The 21,525-nt window shown below is 65.9% G+C and carries 18 protein-coding genes; 8 read left to right on the top strand and 10 right to left on the bottom strand.

Going from position 1 to position 21,525, the window contains the following annotated elements; translation table 11 throughout:
- The first annotated feature begins 39 nt into the window (after window positions 1–39).
- A complete protein-coding gene (locus AC1RU4_RS19695; RefSeq protein WP_492892828.1) occupies window positions 40–510 on the top strand; it encodes a (2Fe-2S)-binding protein in 471 nt (156 codons plus the stop codon).
- 12 nt (window positions 511–522) lie between these two features.
- Window positions 523–2,760: a xanthine dehydrogenase family protein molybdopterin-binding subunit gene (locus tag AC1RU4_RS19690; RefSeq protein WP_492892827.1), complete on the top strand. Its 2,238-nt coding sequence runs from the start codon at window positions 523–525 to the stop codon at window positions 2,758–2,760.
- Window positions 2,761–2,981: 221 nt separating this feature from the next.
- Here the strand turns inward: AC1RU4_RS19690 and AC1RU4_RS19685 are convergent, their stop codons facing one another.
- From AC1RU4_RS19685 to AC1RU4_RS19665, 5 genes are read right to left on the bottom strand one after another with little or no spacing between them, the layout of a single operon-like run.
- Window positions 2,982–4,457 (bottom strand): gamma-glutamyltransferase, encoded by a 1,476-nt coding sequence (locus tag AC1RU4_RS19685; protein ID WP_492892826.1) that lies wholly within the window; start codon window positions 4,455–4,457, stop codon window positions 2,982–2,984.
- Window positions 4,458–4,474: 17 nt separating this feature from the next.
- Window positions 4,475–5,227 carry an SDR family NAD(P)-dependent oxidoreductase gene (locus tag AC1RU4_RS19680; RefSeq protein WP_492892824.1) on the bottom strand — a complete coding sequence of 251 codons (753 nt, stop codon included), beginning with the start codon at window positions 5,225–5,227 and terminating at the stop codon, window positions 4,475–4,477.
- Window positions 5,215–6,972, bottom strand: a complete 1,758-nt coding sequence (locus AC1RU4_RS19675) for a hydantoinase B/oxoprolinase family protein (RefSeq protein ID WP_492892823.1) — start codon at window positions 6,970–6,972, stop codon at window positions 5,215–5,217. Before AC1RU4_RS19675 ends, AC1RU4_RS19680 begins: the two co-directional genes overlap by 13 nt.
- Entirely contained in the window at window positions 6,969–9,077 is a 2,109-nt protein-coding gene (locus AC1RU4_RS19670) for a hydantoinase/oxoprolinase family protein (protein WP_492892822.1), read from the bottom strand. Before AC1RU4_RS19670 ends, AC1RU4_RS19675 begins: the two co-directional genes overlap by 4 nt.
- Window positions 9,074–10,222, bottom strand: coding sequence for a mandelate racemase/muconate lactonizing enzyme family protein (locus AC1RU4_RS19665; protein WP_492892821.1), 1,149 nt, complete (start codon window positions 10,220–10,222; stop codon window positions 9,074–9,076). The genes AC1RU4_RS19670 and AC1RU4_RS19665 overlap by 4 nt, the downstream gene beginning before the upstream one ends.
- 146 nt (window positions 10,223–10,368) lie before the next feature.
- Here AC1RU4_RS19665 and AC1RU4_RS19660 point away from each other — a divergent pair, with 146 nt between their 5' ends.
- The 5 genes from AC1RU4_RS19660 to AC1RU4_RS19640 all read left to right on the top strand — a co-directional run bounded on the left by AC1RU4_RS19660 (window position 10,369) and on the right by AC1RU4_RS19640 (window position 15,623).
- Window positions 10,369–11,025 carry a helix-turn-helix domain-containing protein gene (locus tag AC1RU4_RS19660; protein WP_492892820.1) on the top strand — a complete coding sequence of 219 codons (657 nt, stop codon included), beginning with the start codon at window positions 10,369–10,371 and terminating at the stop codon, window positions 11,023–11,025.
- A gap of 101 nt (window positions 11,026–11,126) precedes the next feature.
- Complete coding sequence (locus AC1RU4_RS19655; protein WP_492892819.1) at window positions 11,127–11,978, top strand: ABC transporter substrate-binding protein; 852 nt, start codon at window positions 11,127–11,129, stop codon at window positions 11,976–11,978.
- 95 nt (window positions 11,979–12,073) lie between these two features.
- Window positions 12,074–13,666 carry an amino acid ABC transporter permease/ATP-binding protein gene (locus tag AC1RU4_RS19650; protein WP_492892817.1) on the top strand — a complete coding sequence of 531 codons (1,593 nt, stop codon included), beginning with the start codon at window positions 12,074–12,076 and terminating at the stop codon, window positions 13,664–13,666.
- Window positions 13,663–15,285, top strand: a complete 1,623-nt coding sequence (locus AC1RU4_RS19645) for a GMC family oxidoreductase (protein WP_492892816.1) — start codon at window positions 13,663–13,665, stop codon at window positions 15,283–15,285. The genes AC1RU4_RS19650 and AC1RU4_RS19645 overlap by 4 nt, the downstream gene beginning before the upstream one ends.
- Window positions 15,282–15,623: a gluconate 2-dehydrogenase subunit 3 family protein gene (locus AC1RU4_RS19640; protein ID WP_492892815.1), complete on the top strand. Its 342-nt coding sequence runs from the start codon at window positions 15,282–15,284 to the stop codon at window positions 15,621–15,623. The genes AC1RU4_RS19645 and AC1RU4_RS19640 overlap by 4 nt, the downstream gene beginning before the upstream one ends.
- A gap of 198 nt (window positions 15,624–15,821) precedes the next feature.
- Here AC1RU4_RS19640 and AC1RU4_RS19635 read toward each other — a convergent pair whose 3' ends face one another.
- The 5 genes from AC1RU4_RS19635 to AC1RU4_RS19615 all read right to left on the bottom strand — a co-directional run bounded on the left by AC1RU4_RS19635 (window position 15,822) and on the right by AC1RU4_RS19615 (window position 20,344).
- The gene (locus AC1RU4_RS19635; RefSeq protein ID WP_492892814.1) at window positions 15,822–17,111 is read right to left on the bottom strand and encodes a CapA family protein; all 1,290 of its coding nucleotides are present in this window, start codon (window positions 17,109–17,111) and stop codon (window positions 15,822–15,824) included.
- Between the two features lie 79 nt (window positions 17,112–17,190).
- Window positions 17,191–18,030: a transporter substrate-binding domain-containing protein gene (locus AC1RU4_RS19630; protein WP_492892842.1), complete on the bottom strand. Its 840-nt coding sequence runs from the start codon at window positions 18,028–18,030 to the stop codon at window positions 17,191–17,193.
- 89 nt (window positions 18,031–18,119) lie between these two features.
- On the bottom strand, window positions 18,120–18,845 hold the full coding sequence (locus AC1RU4_RS19625) for an ABC transporter permease (RefSeq protein WP_492892813.1): 726 nt from the start codon (window positions 18,843–18,845) through the stop codon (window positions 18,120–18,122).
- Window positions 18,846–18,855: 10 nt separating this feature from the next.
- Complete coding sequence (locus tag AC1RU4_RS19620; protein ID WP_492892841.1) at window positions 18,856–19,515, bottom strand: ABC transporter permease; 660 nt, start codon at window positions 19,513–19,515, stop codon at window positions 18,856–18,858.
- Window positions 19,516–19,528: 13 nt separating this feature from the next.
- Window positions 19,529–20,344: an ABC transporter ATP-binding protein gene (locus AC1RU4_RS19615; RefSeq protein ID WP_492892812.1), complete on the bottom strand. Its 816-nt coding sequence runs from the start codon at window positions 20,342–20,344 to the stop codon at window positions 19,529–19,531.
- Between the two features lie 254 nt (window positions 20,345–20,598).
- Between AC1RU4_RS19615 and AC1RU4_RS19610 the strand changes: the two genes are divergently transcribed.
- Window positions 20,599–21,522, top strand: coding sequence for a LysR family transcriptional regulator (locus AC1RU4_RS19610; RefSeq protein ID WP_492892811.1), 924 nt, complete (start codon window positions 20,599–20,601; stop codon window positions 21,520–21,522).
- Window positions 21,523–21,525: the final 3 nt, after the last annotated feature.

The following is a 21,525-nucleotide window of genomic DNA, read 5'->3' as shown; positions in this document are numbered from 1 at the left end:
CAACCTGGCTTCGACGTCTCTGCGAGAGGAGCCACGAGAATGCAGCTCACTATCAATGGCCAGGAAGTGACGGTGGACGCGGATCCCGCGACGCCGATCCTGTGGGCACTGCGCGACACGTTGGGCATGACCGGTACCAAGTTCGGTTGCGGGGCTGCGCTTTGTGGAGCGTGCACTGTACATCTCGACGGGGAAGCCATCCGGTCCTGCATCACTTCCATTGCGGATGCTGAAGGCAAATCCATCAGCACGATCGAAGCGGTTACCGACGGAAGCGACCGCATCGGCGCTGCTGTCCATGCCGCCTGGATCAAGCACGACGTTGCGCAATGCGGATACTGCCAGAGCGGCCAGATCATGAGCGCGACCGCGTTCCTGAAATCGCTGCCTAAGGGCACCCAGCCGGAAGCCGCAGATATCGATGCGGCCATGGACGGCAATATCTGTCGCTGCGGCACCTATGCCCGCATCCGTGCGGCGATCGCCGACGCTGCCCGCACGCTGGCTTGAGGAGACACCGCTATGCTGCCCAATATCGATTATAGCGACCTGCCGCGTGTGGCTCAGCGCATGCTGGAGCGCAGCCTCGCGACCTCTCGGTCCCTGCCCCGTCGCAGCTTCCTGAAGCTGATGGGGGCCACAGGCCTGGCGCTTGGCGCCTATCCCTATGCGGCTTTGAGCGAGACGGCTGGCACTGCCGCCGCCGGACTGAAGCCGACGCAGCAGCCCTCGGCTTTCGTACAGATTGCCAGCAATGGAGAGGTCACCGTCACCATTAACCGGCTTGAGTTTGGCCAGGGGGTGAATACGGCGCTGCCGATGATCCTGGCAGAGGAGCTTGATGCCGACTGGAGCCTGGTGCGGGCTCGCAACGGCACGAACGACATGGCGTACGCCGACCCGCTATTCGGCATCCACCTGACCGGGGGCTCCCACACCATCAAGAACAGCTTCACCCAGTATCGCGAGCTCGGTGCCCGCGCCCGGGCGATGCTGCTGAGGGCGGCGGCGGAACGTTGGAAGGTCGACGTCGCCACCCTGCGGACCGAGGCTGGACAGGTAATCGGTCCTGATGGCCGGCAGGCAGGATATGGCGAGCTTGCCGATGCCGCCATGGCGCTGCCCGTGCCCGAAACCGTGCAGATCAAGAACCCCAAGGATTTCCGCATCATTGGGCGCGCCACGCCGCGGCTGGATGCGCCTGCCAAGAGCAGCGGACGGCAGAGTTTTGGCATTGATATGCGCCTGCCGGGTCAACTGACCGCCGTCGTGGCTCGGCCGCCCGTGTTCGGCGGCCGACTGGCATCCATCGATGACAATGCCGCTCGCGCCGTCAAGGGCGTGCGGGCGGTCCTGCGGGTTCCGCTCGATGGTGGCGCCGAGGGCGTCGCTGTGGTGGCGGATGGGTATTGGCAGGCCACGCAAGGACGCGACGCGCTGACGCTCGAGTGGGACACGGCCACGATCGAGAAGGTCGATAGCGAGCGCCAGCTTGCCCAGTATCGCGAACTGGCCACGCAGCCGGGGCCGCGCAAGCTCGACGCGGATATGGCGCCGCTCGCATCGGCACCGAGGAAGCTCGAGGCCGAGTTCGTGTTTCCTTATCTCGCCCATGCCGCGATGGAACCGCTGAACTGCACGGTGCAGCTGGCTGACGATCGGGCCGAGATCTGGGTCGGTAGCCAATGCGCGGGCCTTGATGCCAATGCTGCAGCTACCGCCCTTGGCCTTAAGCCGGAACAAGTCGTTCTCAACGTCCAAATGGCTGGCGGCGGGTTCGGCCGACGCTTTTCAAGCACCAGCGACACCGTCGTCGAGGCGTGCACGATAGCCAAAGCCGCGCGAGCAATCGGCCTCAATGCGCCGGTTCGCACATTGTGGAGCCGCGAGGATGATATCCGCGGCGGCTATTACCGGCCCATGCACCTGCATCGCGCGCAGATCGGTTTCGACGAGAAGGGCAAGGTGCTGGCCTGGGACCACGTTATCGTCGGTCAATCGATCACCACGGGCACCGTGTTCGGCCCATTCCAGGTGAAGGACGGCGTCGACGGCACTGCCACGGAAGGCATGCGTGATCCCTATCCGCTTCCCATGCGCCTGACGGTTCACCATCCGAAGCTCAACGTGCCAGTTCTTTGGTGGCGCAGCGTCGGCTCCACGCACACCGCCTATGTGATGGAGACCCTGTTGGACGAGATTGCGCGCGCCACCCAGCAAGATCCCGTCACTTATCGCATGCAGATGTTCGGCAACGATCATCCCCGGCATCGCGACGCCCTGCAGCTCGCCGTTGACAAGAGTGGCTACGGAAAGACCTCCCTGCCCGAAGGGCGAGCCTGGGGTGTCGCCGTCCATGAATCATTCGATTCCGTAGTGGCTTATGTCGTGGAGGCATCGGTCACGGATGGTCAGCCGGTCCTGCACAAGGTCACCGCAGGCGTCCATTGCAACCTTCCGGTCAATCCGCGCACCATCGAGGCGCAGGTCCAGGGCGCGGCGGTCATGGGTCTGTCCATGTGTCTGGACGGGTCTGCGATCACGCTGAAGGACGGCGAGGTCGAGCAAAGCAATTTCGGCGACTTCACCGTGGCACGGATATCGAGCGCTCCGGCCTTCGACATTCATATCGTGCCGAGCGCCGAGCCGCCCACGGGCATGGGCGAGCCTGGCCTGCCGCCTTTGGCGCCGGCCTTCGCCAATGCCATCTCTCGATTGACGGGCAAGCCGTTGCGGCAGCTCCCCTTCAAGCTTTCCTGAGGCAACGGCGTACCGGCCTGATGAGAAGCGCACCCCCATGCGCGGGGTGCGCCTATTCAGAACCCGCACTTTTTGGTGAGACCGGTGACGCCATGCTTGGCCGCATGATAGGCGGCCCCGCCCGATTGGTCGAAGCCGAACGTCCGCGACTTGACGCCCAGCCAACTTCTCCTATCGGCGCAGCTACGACAAATCGAGGGAGCCGAGCATGCCGCGATCCTTCAGGCTGCTCCGGCCCAGGTCTCGCGTCGCCAGTCGGCGCAACAGAACGGCTGGCCATCCCGCATGCCGGCGCAGACCACCGCGCCGAAACGGAGGTCGCCGTCCTGCGTCAGGGCGACGTCGTGGCCTTTGCTGGCAAGGTGCTCAAGATGAGGATGCGCGCATTCCACCAGAAGCTTGCCGTCCTGGCTGCGCCAGCGGGGACGGGCGATGGCGGTCGCCACGTCGTCATCCTCGACAATGACGTGGGTGAGGACCTGGGTCAGCGTCTGCACCTGTCCATCGGCACCGGGGGTCGCGAGCGCGAGGCATCCGTCGGCCGTCTCCAGCAGCGCCGGGGCCAATGTGTGGATCGGACGCTTGCCGCCGGCGCTGTCATTCGGCGCGACGGTGAAGCCCGCCGCCCGGTTGTTCAGCGTGAAGCCGCCCTCGGGCACGAACACGGCCGAACCGAAGCTGTCGAACACGCTGATGAGCGAGGACACGACGAGGCCGTCGCGGTCGGCAACCGCCACGCCCGCCGTGTGGAGATAGGCACGCGGCCCGGTCCGGCCGCTTGCCCTCTCGGCATCAAAGGCAAGGCGCTCCTGCAGCAATGCGGCGCCTTCGCCTGCGCGATCACGGAAGGCGAAGCTGCTCGCGGTCAGCTCGATGCCGGCATGGTCGCGAAGCTCCGGCGTCAGAGCGTCGAGTTTCTCCTCGGCGGCCAGCACCATGGAAAGCAGGACCCCTTGCGAGATGGGAGGTTGGACATGCAGCCGACTGCCGCGCCAGTCCGTGGTCATCGGTGGGGTGACCGCGCTCGCATGTCTGGCGAGATCCGCGAGGCTCATCGCGCCGGCATTCCGCGCGATGGCGCCGCAGACCGCCTCGGCCATCGCACCGGAGTAGAATGCGTCGTGCCCGCTTTGGCCGATGTCCACGAGCAGGCGCGCCAGTTCCGGCTGGGGCTGGCGCGTCCCGGCCGGCGCCGTACGCAGGGCCCAGTCCTGCGCACCGCCTCGTAACAGCCGTGCCTCATACTGACGGAAGGTGCGCGCGAGATCCTCGCTTACCAGCAGGCCGTCCTGTGCCAGCCGGATGGCCGGCAGCAGGATGCGGCCAAGCGGCAGCCGTCCCCACAGGCGGCTCATCTCCACCCAAGCACCAACGATGCCGGGAACGGTGACGCTGTTTCCACCATCCGTATCGGCGCGGTTCATCGCGGCAGGAGCGGCTCCCGTGCCGTTGACCGCCGTCACCGTGCCGACGCCGGTGCGCACCAGGCAGAGCTGATCACCGCCAAGGCCGCAATTGTCGGGCGACAGCACGCACAGCACGGCCTGCGCCGCAATCGCGGCATCCACGGCCGAACCGCCGGCCGTCAGCATCTCGGTGGCAGCCGTGACCGCCAACGGATGCGCCGCGGCGACGGCCCCGCGATTGCCGAACAGGACCGGACGCTGCTGCGAGGAGAACGGGTCGGCGATGCGCATGGAAAACTCTCGGCGGTTCAGACGGCGGTATAGCCACCGTCGACCACCAGCGAGGCACCGGTGATGTAGGCGGCGGCGGGCGAGGCGAGAAACAGCACGGTGGCGGCGAGCTCCTCCGCCGTTCCCTGCCGGCGCAGCGGAATTCCCGCGACGAGGTGGCGCTCAGCCGCTCGCTGGTCCGACTGGTGCGACCAGAACGGGCTGTTGAAAGGCGTATCCACCCATCCCGGCAGCAGGCAGTTCACGCGGATGCCCTCGGGCGAGAGCTCGTCGGCGAGGCTGCGGCACAGCCCGACGAGCCCGGCCTTGGTCGCATGATAGGCGGGCATGCCGGCGTGCCCGCGCAGCGCGCCGGTCGACGACGTGAAGAGAAGGCTCGGATTGGGCGAGCCCCTCAGCGCCGGCGCCGCCGCCTGCGCGAACAGGAACGGCGCGGTAAGGTTCACCGCCAGGCTGGCCTGCCAGTCGGCGAGCGTCCAGTCCGCGAGCGCGGCCGCACGCAGCAGCCCGGCGTTCACGAAAACCGTGTCGAGGGCGCCAAAAGCCTCCAGCGCGGCCGCGACGGCAGCCTTGGGCAGAGCGGGGTCCGTGAGATCGCCCACGAGCGCCCGCGCTCTGCCCGCGCCGGGTTCGCGGCAGGCCGCCTCCGCCTCCGCCTGGTTGATATCGACCAGGAACACATCGTCGCCCCGGGCTCGGAAGGCGCGCATGCTCGCGCGTCCGATGCCGGTCGCGCCGCCCGCTATGAGGATGGTGGCTATGACACGCACTCCCGTTCCGCTCTGGCCGCGCGGGTCGCGTCCCAGTCGATGGCGTGCGCGGGCGTGAGCACAACCGCATAGTCGCGCAGTGCCGCCTCGCGCGAAAGACGGCCGTCCAGGACGTCGTCGCGCACGCGTTCCGGTTCGCGCTCCAGCGGATCGCCAAATCCGCCGCCACCCGCCATGACGTGGCTGAACAGCGCGCCCTTGCGGAGCGTCAGCGGCGCGGTCGGCAGGACCGGCAGCACCGTGCGCGCGTTTCCATCGGTGACGAGGTTCATCGAGGGCGTTCCCTCCCCGCCGCCAAACAGCCCATGCGGCGCGAAGGTTCGCTTGTCCGAGCGCACGCCGAGAAAGCAGTCGTCGGTGAGCACGCGGTAGTCGCGGCGTAGCGCAAGGCCGCCGCGCCGCCGGCCAATGCCGCCGGTGTCGGGCACCAACCCGTAATATTCGATGCGGAGCGGGTAGTCGGCCTCGATCATCTCGACGGGGACGTTGGACTGATTGGAACCCATATGCGGCACGCCGTCCTGCCCGTCCTCGTCGCGACTGGCGCCCCACGTTCCCATGATGCACTCGGAGAACACGAACGGCCTCCCCTCATGCCGCCCGGCGAAGGTCGGCAGGGTCGAGCCGCCAGCACCGTCCGCGGTCACCCGGTCGGGCAAGGCCGGCGCCAGGGCGCCGAAGATGCAGTCGATGATACGGTAGCCCGTGATGCCGCGCGCGCCGCAGGGCGCCGGCAACGTGCAGTTCACCAGCGTCCCCTCCGGCGCGCGGACGGTGATCGGCCGGGTGTAGCCATGACAGTTCGGCATTTCCTGCGGCATCACCGAACGCAGCGCGGCATAGACGTTCGACTTGGTGAACGACAGCGGCGCGTTGATGCCGCCCTTCACCTGCGCCGCCGTGCCCTCCCAGTCGGCCACGATGGTGTCGCCGCTCACCGTCAGGGCGACGTTGAGCACGATGGGCTCGGGGTGGTCGCCGAGGCCGTCTATGTGATCGGTGAACCGATAAACGCCATCGGGAATGGCGGCGATGTGGTGGCGCGCCATGCGCTCGGCGAGGTCGTGCAGATCGACGAGCGCCTGCCGCGTGCCGTCGGCGCCGAAGCGCGTGTACAGTTCCTCGAGGCCACGCACGCCGGCTTCCGCTGCCGCGACCTGCGCGCGCAGGTCGCCGAGCACGAGGTGCGGAACACGCACATTGGCCTCGACGATGCGCCAGATCTTCGGATCGTCGACACCGTCCTCGCGCAGCTTGAGGAAGGGCAGGCGCAGGCCCTCCTGGTAGATCTCGGTCGCGCCTATGGAGTTGGACCCGGGCACGAGCCCGCCGACATCGACATGGTGGGCGATGGTGGTGGCCCAGCCCTCCAGCCGCTGCTTATGGAAGAACGGCTTGATGATGTAGATGTCCGGCAGGTGCTGGCCGCTGGCGAGATAGGGGTCGTTGCCGATGAAGATGTCGCCCTCGCGGATATCGCCGTCATATTCGCGAATCAGGTGGCGCATCGCATCGTGGAAGCTGCCCAGATGCATCGGCGTGGTCAGGCCCTGGCCGACGATTTCGCCTTCGGCGTCGCAGACCGCCGTCGAATAGTCCATGGAATCGCGGATGATCGCCGAATAGGCGGTGCGCATCAGGATCAGCGCCATCTCGTCGGCGACGGTGTCGAGGCCGTTGCGGATGACTTCCAGCAGGAGCGGATCGGTGGTCTCGCTCCCCATTTTCGCGGTCGCGTCACTCATGCCGGCAACTCCACGGTCTGGTCGATCAGTATGTTGAGCCGGTCGTCGAGGCTCGCGGTCCAACCGGGCGGAACAATGATGGTCGCGTCCGGCTCCTCGACGATGAGCGGGCCGTCAAGCGGCGTTGCAAGGCCATGGCGCTCGACGATGCGCGCGTCCAGCCAGCCCCCGTCGCCGAAATAGGCCGGGCGCGTCGCGGCGGGACCCTGCGCCGCACGCGCCGCGAGATGGCTCTCCGGCCGCTCGGTGATGACCGTTCCGATCACGCGCAGCGTCACGACCTCGCGCGGATAGGCGCGCGGCAGGCTATGGCCGTAGGTGCGCGCGTGCTCCTCATCGAACGCGGCGGCGAGGGTGTCGCGCATGGCGGCGTCGAAAGCGCCCTCCGGCATATCGACGGCGAGTTCGAACGCCTGGCCGGCATAGCGCAGGTCGAGCCGCCGGCGCAGCCGGACCGTGTCGGCCGGCCGTCCGAGATGCCGCAGCACACTGGCCTCCAGCACGGAGAAGGCGCTCTCCAGCGCTGCGGGATCGGCGGCATCGAGCTGGGTGAGAAACCCCTGGGACTGCGCGAATTCGACCTCCGAATAGAGAAGACCGAAAGCACTGAACACGCCGGCAGCGGGCGGAATGATCACGCGGCGCATGCCGAGCGAAGCGGCGAGACCCACCGCATGCAGGCCACCGCCGCCGCCAAAGGCAAGCAGGGCGAAGTCGCGCGGGTCGCGCCCCCGCGACGTGGTGACCGAACGCACCGAGCGGGCCATGAGCGCATTGGCGATGGCGAGAACGCCGTAGGAGGCCTCCTCGACGGATCGGCCGAGCGGGCTGGCCACCTCGCGCTCGATCGAGGCGCGCGCGGCGGCGAGGTCGATCGCCACCGTGCCGTCGGCAATGGCCACCGGGTTGAGATATCCAAGTGCCACATTGGCATCGGTGACCGTTGGCTCGACGCCGCCTTGTCCATAGGCGACGGGCCCCGGTCTTGCTCCAGCACTCTGTGGGCCGACGCTGATGTTGCCGGCGGCGTTGAGGCGGACGATGCTGCCGCCGCCCGTGCCAACCTCCGACACGTCGATGACCGGCAGGCGTAGCGCGTAGCCACCGCCCTTCACGAGGCGGCTCGACAGCGAGATGCCGCCGCCCACTTCATATTCGTCCGTGGTGAGGTAGCGCCCTCGCTCGACCACCGAAGCCTTCGCGGTCGTGCCGCCGACATCGAGGGCGATGATGTTGTCGAAGCCGGCGCGCCGTCCGACATAGCCGGCGCCGATGACGCCGGCCGCCGGACCGCTCTCCACGACGAGTGCAGGGCGTTGCAGCACGGTTTCGAGATCGAGAATGCCGCCGGAGGACTGCATCATGAAGAGGGGCGCGGTGATGCCTTCCTTGTCCAGTCCGGCGCGCAGCGAGGTCAGATAGCGGCTGACCGGCGGCGCGACATAGGCGTTGATGACGGTGGTGCTGGTGCGCTCGTACTCGCGGATCTCCGGCAGCACATCGACCGAGAGCGTCACGAAGCAACCCGGCAGCAGCGCGCGCAACAGTTCGCCGGCGCGGCGTTCATGGTCCGGGTTGGCGTATGAATGCAGGAAGCAGACGGCGACCGCCTCGATCCCGGCCGCCTCGATCTGGCCGGCGATCCCCTGGAAGGCAGCCTCGTCCAGCGCACGCAGCACCTCGCCGCGCGGGCCGACGCGCTCGGCCACCTCGAAGCGATGGCGGCGCGGCACGAGGGGTGGCGGCTTGCGGTAGAGCGGCTCGTACAGCCGTGGCACGCGGATGCGCCGCAGCTCCAGCACGTCGCGAAAGCCTTCCGTGGTGACGAGCGCGGTACGCGCGCCCTTGCCCTCCAGTATGGCGTTGGTGGCGACCGTGGAGGCGTGCAGCATCTCGGCGACGTCCGAGGCGGCCACATTCTCCCGCATGAGAATCTGCCGACAGCCCTCGATGACACCCCTCGCATAGTCGGCCGGCGTCGAGGGGACCTTGGTCGTGGAGAGGCGGCCGTCAGGCGCCAGCAGCACCACATCGGTAAAGGTGCCGCCAATGTCGACAGCGAGCCGGAAAGTGCCATTGGCGCTCGATGCGATCGGCGTGTTCACAGCGCGTACTTCCGAACCTTGGCCTCGTCCACCTCGATGCCGAGGCCGGGGGCCTCCAGCGGCAGCAGCATGCCGTCGGCAAAGGGGAAGGGCGTGGATATGACATCGTCCTCGAAATAGTGCCCGCCGATCTTGCACGGGTGGGTACCGGCCGGCGCCGAGATGGGGATGACGGCGGGAAGGCAGACCGCGCGCGCCGACAGCGCAAAGGCCAGGTTGGCGGCATTGCCGATGGCGGATTCGATGGAGCCGTTGACGTCGCAGGGGAGACCGGCCGCCTCCGCAATGGCGGCGACATCACCCGCGCGGCGCAGGCCACCGGCCTTGGCGAGATAGATGGAGATCGCATCGGCGCCTCGCGCGGCGACGAGATCGAGCGCATCGCGCGGCGACCAGCAGCTCTCGTCGGCAATGATCTTCACGCGGCTCTCCGCCGTCACGCGAGCGATATCGGACAGGCCGGCGACAGGCTGCTCGATGTAGTCGATTCCCGCGCCCTCAAGGCGCCGCGACACGTCGAAGGCTACCTTGAGCGGCTTGTAGCCCTGGTTGGCATCAAGGCGCAGGCGCATGCCGGGCAGCCGGCGGCGCAACTCGTGCATGAGTTCGATGTCGCGCTCGGCATCCTGCCCGCCCTTGATCTGCAGAGCCTTGATGCCATCGGCGCTGGCGGCTTCCGCCTCGGTGATCGCCTCTCCCACGTCCATGAGCCCGACCATATGGGCGACGACGACGCCCGGCCGCACGACGCCGCCGAGCAGGCGATGGACGGGAAGGCCGACCGCCTTGCCCCACAGATCGTGCAGCGCCATTTCAATCGCGCATTTCGCGTAGGTATGGCCGATCGCCAGCTCGTCCATGAGCGGGATGAGGGTGCCGATCGCCGTCGGGTCCCGGCCGATGAGATGAGGACCAATCACCGCTTCAACCATGTGGCGGACGGTGAACAGGGTCTCGCCGCCGTGCCGGCCATGCTCGCCCCCCCAGCTGGCAAGCGGGGTCGCCTCGCCATAGCCAACGATTCCCGTATCGGAAACAACGCGGACGAGCACGAATTCACCGAGCTCCTGATCGAGGCCATTCCAACGAAAGCGCCGCCGGATGGGCAATGCGAACGGGACGGCTTCCACGGCCTTGATCTTCACGCGAACTCTCCTCGCTGGGGCAACTGCGATTTCTCTCTGATATGAAAATTATTTCCCATGCGAGAAATCAAGTTGATTTTTTCCTGTTGGTGAAATTATCTTCTCATCGTGCATGACGTGACCGGGCGAGAGGCGTGAGCAGATCGATGACAAAGCCGCAATTGCAGAGGACCTCTGTCGGCACGAACGCTGTGGGCGAGCGGCTGAAACTGGTGCGGCAGGATGGCGAGCTGACGCTGGCCGAGGTTGCACAGCGCACCGGCGTCTCTGTCTCCAACCTCTCGAAGATCGAGCGGGGCGAGGTGTCGCCCTCCTTCGACGTGGTGATCCGGCTCTGCGACGGGCTCGGCATCGCCATAGAGCAGTTCGTCACACCGGGGCTGAAGCCCACGGTCAGCGGCCGCAAGACCCAGACCGCCCGCGGCCAGGGCGTGCCGTTTTCGACGGAGCAGTACGCCTATCTCGCCCATTCGACCGAAATCTCCCGCAAGAACATGATCCCGCTGGAGATGTGGATAACGGCGCGCTCCTCGGACGAATTCGCGGACTGGAACCAGCATGAAGGTGAAGAATTCGTCTATGTGATCGCGGGTGAAATTGAAATTCACACGGACCAATACGCACCTTTTCGCGTCGGACCGGGTGAAAGCGCCTATTTCGACAGCAGTATGAAGCATGTGTACGTCTGTACGAGCAGGGACGACGCACACATACTGTCCGTATCCTACAATCCGAACGGCGCTTCGGCCCCGGTCGAGCGGTTTATGCACCCTTCGGCCCGGCCCGGCCGATCGGAGAAATAGGCGAGAGAATCGCCTTACAGGCCGGCGGAGAACCGGCGTCACGGCGAGACAACGTCCCAATAATTACAACTTTCAGTTGATATTTCTCATGGAGAACAGCTATGCGTTCGTCTGTGCTAAGCCTTGCCATCGCCGCATCGATCGCGCTGGTCAGCGCGCCGGTTCTTGCCGACGCGCCGAAATGCGAACCTGAAAAGGTCGCCCAGAAATATCCGGAACTCGCCGGCAAGACCCTGCTGATGGGTGCCGACGGCCAGACCCCGCCCTATGCCTTCCTCGATCCGAAGACCAACACTCTCGTCGGTTCCGACATCGATCTCGCCAAGAAGGTCTTCGACTGCATCGGCGTGAAATACGAGATCCGGCCGGCCGCCTGGTCGGGCATCTTCCCCGCGGTCGTGGCCGGGCAGATGGATCTGATGTTCTACATCTACTACAACGCCAAGCGGGTACAGCAGGCTGATTTCGTCGTCTACATGAAGGCCGGCACCGGCGCGATCACCCAGAAGGGCAACCCGAAGAACATCAAGTCGAACGACGATCTGTGCGGCAAGACCGTCGCGGTCGGCCTCGGCACGGTGGAAGAGGCGCAGATGAAGGAACTCGGCGGCAAGTGCGTCGCCGGTGGCAAGGAAACCGTGACGGTGATGACCTATCCCGATCACGCCGCGGGCTTCCGCCTCGTCGCCAACAACCGGGCCGACATCATGTTGACCGACCTCGCGCTCGTCGACCGCACGGTTGCCGACAACCCGACGGTCTATGAGCGCGCCTACGGCATCATCAGCGGTTTCCAGATCGGCACCGCGGTGAAGAAGGGAAACGCCGCGCTCGCGCAGGCGCTGCTTGACGGACTGAAGGCGGTGCAGGCCTCCGGCGGCCAGCAGGAAGTGTTCAAGAAGTACGGCGTCGATCCCGCCCTTGAACTTCCGGCCGAACTCAAGACCAACTGATCGGCCAGAGCGGATCCCTACGCGCGATCGCCCGGCGGCCTCCCCGAGGTCGCCGGTTCGCGGTGCGCTTTCATGTTTCTCCTGGGAGTGATCCGATGGAGTGGGCGACCGAAGTCCTCAGCTATTTCACATCCGATTTCCTTTGGGCTGGCGCTGTTCTCGCCCTCCAGATCACCGTCGTGTCGATGGTGATCGGGCTTGCCTTCGGTCTCGTTCTCGCCCTGATGCGCATAAGCGAATACCGTCTGATCAGCGGTATTGCCTGGGTCTATATCTGGGTCATGCGCGGAACGCCGCTGCTCCTGCAACTGGTGTTCATCTTCGATGCGCTGCCACTGATCGGGCTCAAATTCGACAGCTTCACCACGGCCGTCATCGGCTTCTCGCTCAATCAGGCCGCCTTCTCGGCGGAAATCATTCGCGGCGGCATCCTGTCGGTCAACCCGCAGCAGGCGGTGGCGGCTTCCTCGCTCGGCATGGGTCCCATGCTGACCTTGCGACGCATCGTGCTGCCGCAGGCCATGCGCGCCATCCTTCCGGCGCTCGCCAACGACACGATCGGCATGCTGAAGATGACGTCGGTGGCCTCCGTCATCTTCGTCAACGAACTGACCTTCCGCGCCCAGCAGATCGTCGGCGAGAATTTCAAGTTCTTCACCGTCTTCGCCGGCGCCGGGCTCATCTATCTGCTGCTCACCAGCATCATCTCCATCGCCCAGATGCTGCTCGAGCGCTCGCTCGACCCGGAACGGCGCCAGCAGGCCGGCGGGCGCGGATTGCTGGGCTTGGGGCGCAGAACGGCCAGTCCCGCCCCTGCCGCCACGCCGGCCCGCGCGACGAAAGCCTCGCGCGTCGAGGCGGTGCGCGAGCTCATTCCGGTGGCGTCCCCCGCGGCGTCGGACGAGCCGTTCCTGCAATGCGCCAATGTCTGGAAGGCCTATGGCGAGCGCGATGTGCTCAAGGGCATCAGCTTCAACGTGAAGCCCGGTGAGGTCGTCGCGGTGATCGGGCCTAGCGGATCGGGCAAGTCGACGCTCTTGCGCCTCGTCAACCATCTCGAATCCATGGACCAGGGCGAGATCCGCGTCGGCGGCCGCTATGTCGGCTATGTGAAGGAGAACGGCCGGCTCAGGCCAACTTCCGGCCGCGCCAGGGCGCGCGCGGAGGTCGGCGTCAGCATGGTGTTCCAGTCGTTCAACCTGTTCGCCAATCTGACGGCGCTCGAAAACATCATGGAAGCGCCGGTCCGGGTCCATGGCGTGCCGCGCGCCGAGGCGGAGGCGCTGGCGCGCCGGCTCCTTGCGGCGGTCGGACTGTCCAGTCACGCCGACCATCTGCCGCAGCATCTGTCAGGCGGCCAGCAGCAACGTGTCGCCATTGCTCGCGCGCTCGCGGTCAAGCCACGCCTCATGCTGTTCGACGAGCCGACATCCGCGCTCGATCCCGAACTGGTCGGCGAGGTGTTGAACGTGATGCGCGCCCTCGCCGAGGCCGGCATGACCATGATCATCGTCACCCACGAGATCCGCTTCGCGCGCGAGGTGGCTGACCGCGTGGTATTCTTCGATGAAGGCAGCATCGTCGAGGAAGGAGTGCCCGCCGACGTGCTCGACAAGCCCGGGAAGGAGCGCACGCGCCGGTTCCTGAGCATGATCGGCAATGAAGGCGTCGATGAGGAAGTGGCGTGAACGCTGATCCGCTCGACCGCGACGCTCTCACCGCCGAGGTGCTGATCGTCGGTGCCGGGCTCTCGGGAGGCGTGGTCGCCCGGCGACTGGCGGAAGCCGGCGTGGACGTCCTGTGCCTTGAGCAGGGACCACGACCCGATCCTGCCGCCTACAGGGGCGAGCAGGACGACTGGGAATTGACGTCCTTCGGCCCGTGGAGCGCGAGCCCGAATATTCGCCGCGGCCCCGGCGATTATCTCATCGACGACGGCCGCTCCGACATCAAGCCGATGATGTACAATGGCGTCGGTGGCGGCACCGTGCTCTACGGCGCGCAATGGATGCGCTTCATGCCATCCGACTTTCGCACCTATTCGACCGACGGTGTCGGCGACGACTGGCCGCTTTCCTACGAGGAGCTTGCGCCCTTCTACGACCGGATCGACGTCGATTTCGGCGTGTCCGGCCGCAACGGCGATCCGGCGATGCCACCCCAGCCCGACTATCCGATGGAAGCGCTGCCGCTGTCTCCCATCGGCCGCAAGGTCATGGAGGGACATGTGAAGCTTGGCTGGCACTGCTGGCCCGGCTCGAATGCCATCACCAGCCGACCCTATCAGGGGCGCCAGCCCTGCGTTCAGCTTGGCGTGTGCGGGCAGGGCTGCCCCGTCGGGGCCAAGACCAGCGTCGACATCACCCACTGGCCCGTCGCCGAGGCGCGCGGCGCCCGGCTGGTCACCGGCGTGCGCGTCGCCCGCGTGACGCTCGACGCGCACGGACGGGCGGACGGCGCCGTGTTCAAGGGCGCGGACGGTGTCGAGCGCAAGGCGCGCGCCCGTACGGTCATACTCGCCGGCAACGCCATCGGAACCGCCCGGCTGCTGCTGGCCTCCCGCTCTGCCCTGTTCCCGAACGGTCTCGCCAACAGTTCCGGGCTGGTTGGCAAACGGCTGATGCTGCACCCGTTCAGCCGGGCCGTAGGGCTTTTCGACGAGCCCCTGGAAAGCTGGCAGGGGCACTGGGGCCAGACGGTCTATTCGCTGGAATTCGCCGCGACCCGCGCCGATGCCGGCTTCGTCCGGGGAGCGAAGTGGAACCTCGGTCCCTCCGGCGGACCGCTCGGCGCCGCCCTGTTCCCCTGGCCGAACGAATCGCTGTGGGGCGAAGCGCTGCACCGGCACGTCGACGCCTGGCTCGGCCGAAGCGGTGTCTGGGGCATCATCTGTGAAGATCTGCCTGAGGAAGCAAACCGGGTCGATATCGATCCCGCGAAGCTCGATATCGACGGGAATCCAATCCCGATCCTTCGCTACAGGCTGTCGGAAAATTCCCGGGCAATGCTTGCCTTCAACCTTGCTCGGGCGGAGGAGTCGCTGCAGGCGTCGGGAGCAAGCCGCACGCTCTCCGTGCCGCTGCTGCCGAACTATGGATGGCATCCGCTCGGGACGTGCCGGATGGGGGACGACCCGGCGACCTCGGTGGTTGACCGCTTCGGCGCCTCGCACGACGTACCGGGACTGCACATCGTGGATGGCAGCATCCTTGTCACCGGATCCTGCGCCAATCCGGCGGCGACGATCGCCGCCCTCGCCCTGCGCGCGGTGGAATACCTGATCGCCACACGGGGGCAGCCCCGATGAAGGCGACGTCGCACGTACTGATGCCCGACGAGCGAAGGGTGCTGGCACGGCTCGCCGATGTCCTGGTGCCGCGTTCGGGAGATATGCCATCCGCCTCCGAGGTCGCCTTGTGCGATGCGCCCATCGATCGGGCGCTGGCCTCGCGACCGGACCTTCTGCCTACGGTACGCGTACTCGTCGCACGGGCGCGCGACCGCCATGCCGAGGACTTTGTCCGAGAGATCGAGAAGGACGATCCGATCGCGCTGCAAGCTTTGCTGCAGCTGATCGCAGGCGCCTACTACATGCTACCCGAAGTGCGCGCGATCCTCGGCTATGCCGGGCAGGCGCGCCGTTAGAGTGCTGGCGTGAGCCGAGACAAAGCGCCGAGCACCATCAGGCCTTCCCTCGGCAATAAACGATCGCTTTCAGCGGATCTCGGGAAACCCAAGTGCCGTGTTAGGTCCGCTTACAGGCACCGGAGCAGTGTCCGCTTTCGCGAATGTCCCGGAGGAAGCCTCGACGCCACAATGGCGAATAACTCTTACGCATTCGCCTCATGTGGCGATGCGAGCGCTACTGGTAGAGGGTGATGTCGTAGACGCCAGGATGGGGCACGATGATGCTGTGATCCGCCTGCTCTCGACATCGATAATTGTACCATAAAGCGATGACCTCAGCCGAAGATCGTTGAGAATCGAGCGGCCAAGATCGCCGCGCGCCGCGATCGGTAGCCACCGGCTGTGATAATCATCGCTCCCGAGACGGCGTTCGCCCCCGAGCACGACGGGGAGGAGATCGATGGAACCAAGCCGCCCCTCGCCGTCGAAGTGGCAGGTGGCAACGACGCTCTTCCATACCTCGGGCGGGCTCCACTCGCTCTGCCCCTCCTTCAGGTGAAACAGGAAGTTGCCGAGACCGTAGAACAGCGGCGCGCCCTTGTAGATCTCGATGGCCTGGAGCACGGGGGCACCGTGCCCGATGAAGGCGCCCGCCCCCGCATCGACGCAGCGATGCGCGAAGTCGGCGACCCAGGATGGCACGTTCTGCCAGTTGGGCTCCCAATGATGCTGATGCAGATAGGCGATGACGAAGGCGCCCACGGACGCCGCATGGCGGATGGCGTCGAGCTGGGCCTGGGCGCTCTGCTCATCCACGACGATGCGGCGGCATGGCGCGGCGGCCTCGCGGAAGATGGTACCCCAGAAGTCGATTTCGTTCGCGGCAACGCGTGGGCGATCATGGGGCTGCGCGTAATTGGCCCGCTCGAGCGGCGAACTCTCGAAGAGGTGCTGAATCTCCTGCAGGTCCTCGAACCGGGAGGTCTCGACCTCGAAGATCCGCTTCACGTCGAGCCGGTTGACGCCGGGGCGCGAAGGGCGATCCTCCCCTGCATCGCCGGCATACATTGTATCTGGACCGGGCCCGGCATCCATGGCAACCAGCGCGACCTGCCGACCACCAAGCTGCGCCAGGCCCGGGCGCAACGCGTCGGCCCGGTCGATGCCGATGCCCGCGTGGAGAAAATCGCGGGAGCGCACCTCCTCCAGCGTCGACAGGATGCCGGAAGGTCCAAGATCGAAGGCGTGATTGTTAGACAGGGACAGCGTGTTGAAGCCTATGGCTTTCAGGGCATCGAGCATCTCCGACCCCGACGACCCGAAATAGAAGCCCTTGAGCGGCCAGCCACCATGGCGGCCAGAGATGCAGCCCTCGAAATTGGTGAACGCGACATCGGCACGCCGGAGGGTTTCGACCACGGGGGCGAAGCCAGGCTCGACGACGTTACGGACATCGTGATGGATGAGGGACTGGCCTGTCACGGCAAGGGTGAACGGCTTGGACATGGCTGAGGTTCTTTCGAGAGATCAAGACAGAGAGGGCCGCGACAATGCGCAAGGCGCATCGCCGCGACTTTCCGGAGGGTCACTTGGGTGGTGACATGTCCATGCCGAACCACTTCTCGGTCAGGACCTTGATGGTGCCGTCCTGATTGGCGCTCTCGATCGCCTTATCGAAGGCCGCTTTCAGCTGCGAGTCCGTCTTGCGAATGCCGATGCCCGCGCCCGGCCCCCAGGTACCGCCATTGAGCATGGGGCCGTAGAACTCGGCCACGCCGCCATCCTTGCTTTCAAGGAAGGTCTTGAGGACGAAATAGTCCGCCAGCGTGCCGTCGATCCGGCCGGCCGCCAGATCCATGGTCATGTTCTCGTTGGTGTCATAGCTGCGGATGGTCGCGACCTTGCCGAACAGCTCGTTCATCACGACTTCGGAATTGGACGAGCGCAGCACGCCCAGCGTCCGTCCGCTGAGGGCGGTGCGCAACGTGTCGAGCGTCGCCTGCTTTGGAACATCGATGTGGGTGAGGTTCAGTTTCGCCTTGGCATCGGTCGGCGGCAGGCCGAGGCCCTTGCGCATGACGATCTGGTTGAAGCCCACCGCATAAGGCAACGAGAAGTCGATCGACTTCTTGCGCCTCTCGGTGATCGACATCGCCGCCATGATGGCGTCGTACTTGCCGACCGTGAGGGCGGGAATGATGCCGTCCCAGTCCTGCGCGACGAAGGTGCATGTCGCGCCCATGCGGCGGCACAGCTCATTGCCGAGGTCGACGTCGAAGCCGATGAGCTTGCCGGTCGCGTCGGTCGAGTTCCAGGGCGGGGAGGACCCCTCGGTCGCGATGGTGACCTTGAGAGAATCCTGCGCCAGGGCCGGCGCCATCCCGATCGTTGCGGCCAGGGTAAGGGCAAGAATGACATTTTTCATGAGTTTCTCCTCTGGAAAGGACATGCGAATCCGGCCGCCGGTGACAGCGGTTCGTGTCGAGGGGATTGACGCGGTGACGGCTTCGTCTCTCAGAGCGCCTGCCGGACCCTCAGGAGCCACGGCCGGCGTTCCTTGTCGGGGGGCGCTCCGGAGAGATGAAGTTCGATCAGGTTAAACAGCCGTGAGGCGAGGAAGGTCAGGCCGAGATAGATCGCCCCGGCCGCGATGAAGACCTCGTAGGGAGCAAAGGTCTCCGATACCAGCTTGCGTGCCAGCCCGGTGATCTCCAGCAGGGTCACCGTACTGGCGAGGGAGCTCGCCTTGATCATGCCGACCACCTCGTTGGCGTAGGACGGCAGCACCGTACGGAAGGCGAGCGGGAACACGATCCTCAGGCGGATCTTGGTGGGTGACAGGCCGATCGCCTGGGCCGCTTCGACCATGCCCGGCGGCACGGCCTGGATGCCGCCCCGGAACACCTCGATCGTGTAGGCGGCACTATTGAGCGAGAAGGCGAGCAGCGCGCAGTAGAACGGGTCGCGGAAGAACAGCCACAGGAAGCTCTCGCGCACGAAAGCGAGCTGGCTGAGCCCGTAATAGATGAGAAACAGCTGCACCAGCAGCGGCGTGCCACGGAAGACATAGGTGTAGGCGAGCACCGGCAACGAAAGCCATTTTGAGCGCGAGGCCCGCATGAAGGCCAGCGGCACGGACACCGCGAAGCCGATGACGAGCGACAGGACGGTCAACTCCAGCGTCAGCACGACACCACCCAGCAGCGTCACGATGCTCTCTATGATGAGTGCGATATCCATAGGGCAGCCCTCAATATACCGGGGCGAGCATGCGGCGCTCGACAAGGCGGAACGTCAGTAGCGAGACGCTGGTGAGCATCAGGTAGAGTGCCGAGGCGGCGAGGTAGAAGGTCAGGGGATCGCGCATCGACCCGGCGCCGACAAAGGCGATGCGCATGATGTCGGAGAGGCCGACAATCGAGACCAGCGACGTGTCCTTGAGCAGCGAGATCCAGAGATTGCAGAGGGCGGGAAGCGCGATCCGCGCCATCTGGGGCAGGATCACCAGCAGCCACGCCTGCCAGGGCGCCAGCCCGATGGACAGCGCAGCCTCAGTCTGCCCGCGCGGAATGGCCTGGATCGCGCCGCGGAAGACCTCTGTGGCATAGGCGCCGAACACCACCGTCAGGCTGAAGATGCCGGCCCATAGCGCGCTGACCTCGATATAGGAGCCAAGAAGCGCGCTTAGCGCGGCGGTGCCGCCGAAATAGACGAGAAGAATGACCAGCAGTTCCGGCACGCCGCGCACGATGGTGGTGTAGGCATCCGCGAGCGCTCGCAACGCCCGGAAGCGCGACAGTTTTGCCGCGGCTCCGGCGAGCCCCACCAGCATGCCGAATGCGCCGCTGACGGCTGCCACCAACACCGTCGTTTCCAGCCCACGCAGGAACTGTTCCTGAAAACCTTCCATGACGAACGCCATGTCAACAGACCGGATCGAGAAAGCGGCGCAGCCCCGGGGAAGCCGGACGTGACAGCACCTCCTCGGGCGGGCCCTCTTCTTCGATCCGCCCACCCTGCATGAAGGCGACGCGGCTGGAGACCTCGCGTGCGAAAGACAGTTCGTGCGTCACGAGGATCATGGTCCGCCCCTCCTCGGCGAGATTTCGGATCGTGCGCAGCACCTCGCCGGTCAGCTCCGGATCAAGTGCCGAGGTCGGCTCGTCGAACAGCAGCGCCTCCGGTTCCATGGCGAGCGCGCGGGCAATGGCGACCCTTTGCTGCTGGCCGCCGGACAGGTGACGCGGGTAATGGCCGCACCGCTCGATCAGCCCCACCTTGCGCAGATAGTGCTCCGCACGCTCGACAGCCGCCCGTCGCGTGAGGCCGCGCACATGGACCGGCCCTTCCATGACGTTCTCCAGGGCGGTCTTGTGCGGCCAGAGATTGAAGCTCTGGAACACCATGCCGAGCGAAGCGCGTACGCGTCGCGCCTGGCGTGCATCGCCGATGCGCGGACCGTTGCGCCCGGCAGGCGGATGAATGCGGAGCTTCTCGTCCCGGAACCAGATGTCGCCGCGATCCGGCACCTCGAGCAGGTTGAGGCAACGCAGCAAGGTGCTCTTGCCCGAGCCGCTGGCGCCGAGCACGGAAACCACTTCATGGGGGTAGGCCGCGAGGCTGACCCCACGCAGGACCGGATGGGTGCCCAGTGTCTTGTGCACATTCTCGGCGCGCAATGCGGGAATGACACCCGTCCTATCGGGATGCCCGCCAGTGGAATTGGTGTCGATCGGCATCTACATGTTCCATCCGGCCTGGGTACGGGAGCGGCCGGCGGTGGTCAGAAAACAACCCTGCCTAGGGATGCGTCAATTTATAAGCTGAGAATAATTTCGATAAGCCAGGCTTATCCTATATCCCTCGCCCGGCGCGGCGCCTTACCCGTGAATGCTGCATCGAGCTGCATCCTCGGGTAGTTGCCGCGGCTTTCTTGCCCTTTCTGGATAAGCCTGGATTATGCTTTCCAACCGCCCTTGCGAAAGTAGACACCGTGCCTGACCAGCCCAGCGCCGACGTCAAACTGCGCCAGCTCCAGATCCTGCGGGAAGTCCTGCGGACCGGATCGGCCCGCTATGCCGCCCGGCTGCTGAAGGTGAGCCAGCCGGCCGTCAGCCAGCAGATCAAGCAGCTGGAAACCGCGCTTGGCCTCCCGCTCTTCCTGCGTGAGAAGAACCGGCTGGTGCCGACACATCAGGCCTGGGAGCTGCTACGCGACATCGAGGTCGCCTTTGCCAGCCTCGACAAGGTCGGCAAGTCGATCGCCGCGCTGAAGGGTGAGGAGCCCGCCACGGTGGGGCTCGCAGCGCCCGGCATCTTCTGTCTCGACCTGCTGCCGCGCGCTCTGCGCACCCTGCGCACGCATCATCCCGGCTGCTCCGTCCATCTGCATTCCGGCAGCTACCAGCAGACCGCGGAGCATGTTCTCAACGGTCGTGCCGATCTCGGCGTCTCCCGCCTGCCGCTCGACGGCAACGTCTTCGAGTGGCGGCCGGTCGCGACCGCGCGCAATGTCTGCCTGCTCTATCCCGGACACCGCTTCGAGCAGAAGGATCTGGTGGTCGCCGAGGATCTGGCCGACGAGGCGCTCATCGACATCGACCCGCAGTTCTCGGCGCATCAGATGAACATCAACGCCCTGCGCTACATGGGCATCGAGCCGAACATCGCGGTGGAGTTCGACGCGACGGGCCACGATGCGGGCTTTGTCGCCGCCGGCATCGGGATCTCGATCACCAACGAGGTCATCGCCCGCGAATATGGGCGCTTCGGCCTGATCATGCGCCCGTTCGAGCCGAGCGCGGTCTATCATTACGTCGTGTTCTGGCGGCGCGGCTACAAGCTGAACGAGCGGCAGCAATTCCTCGCCGACGAGTTGGCGCGCTGCTTCGCCGCCCCTGCCGCACCCCTGCCCTGAGCG

The sequence above is a fragment of the Ancylobacter sp. GW821-FHT10E12 genome, from assembly GCF_058809335.1.
This window is presented reverse-complemented; position numbering and strand designations above follow the sequence as displayed.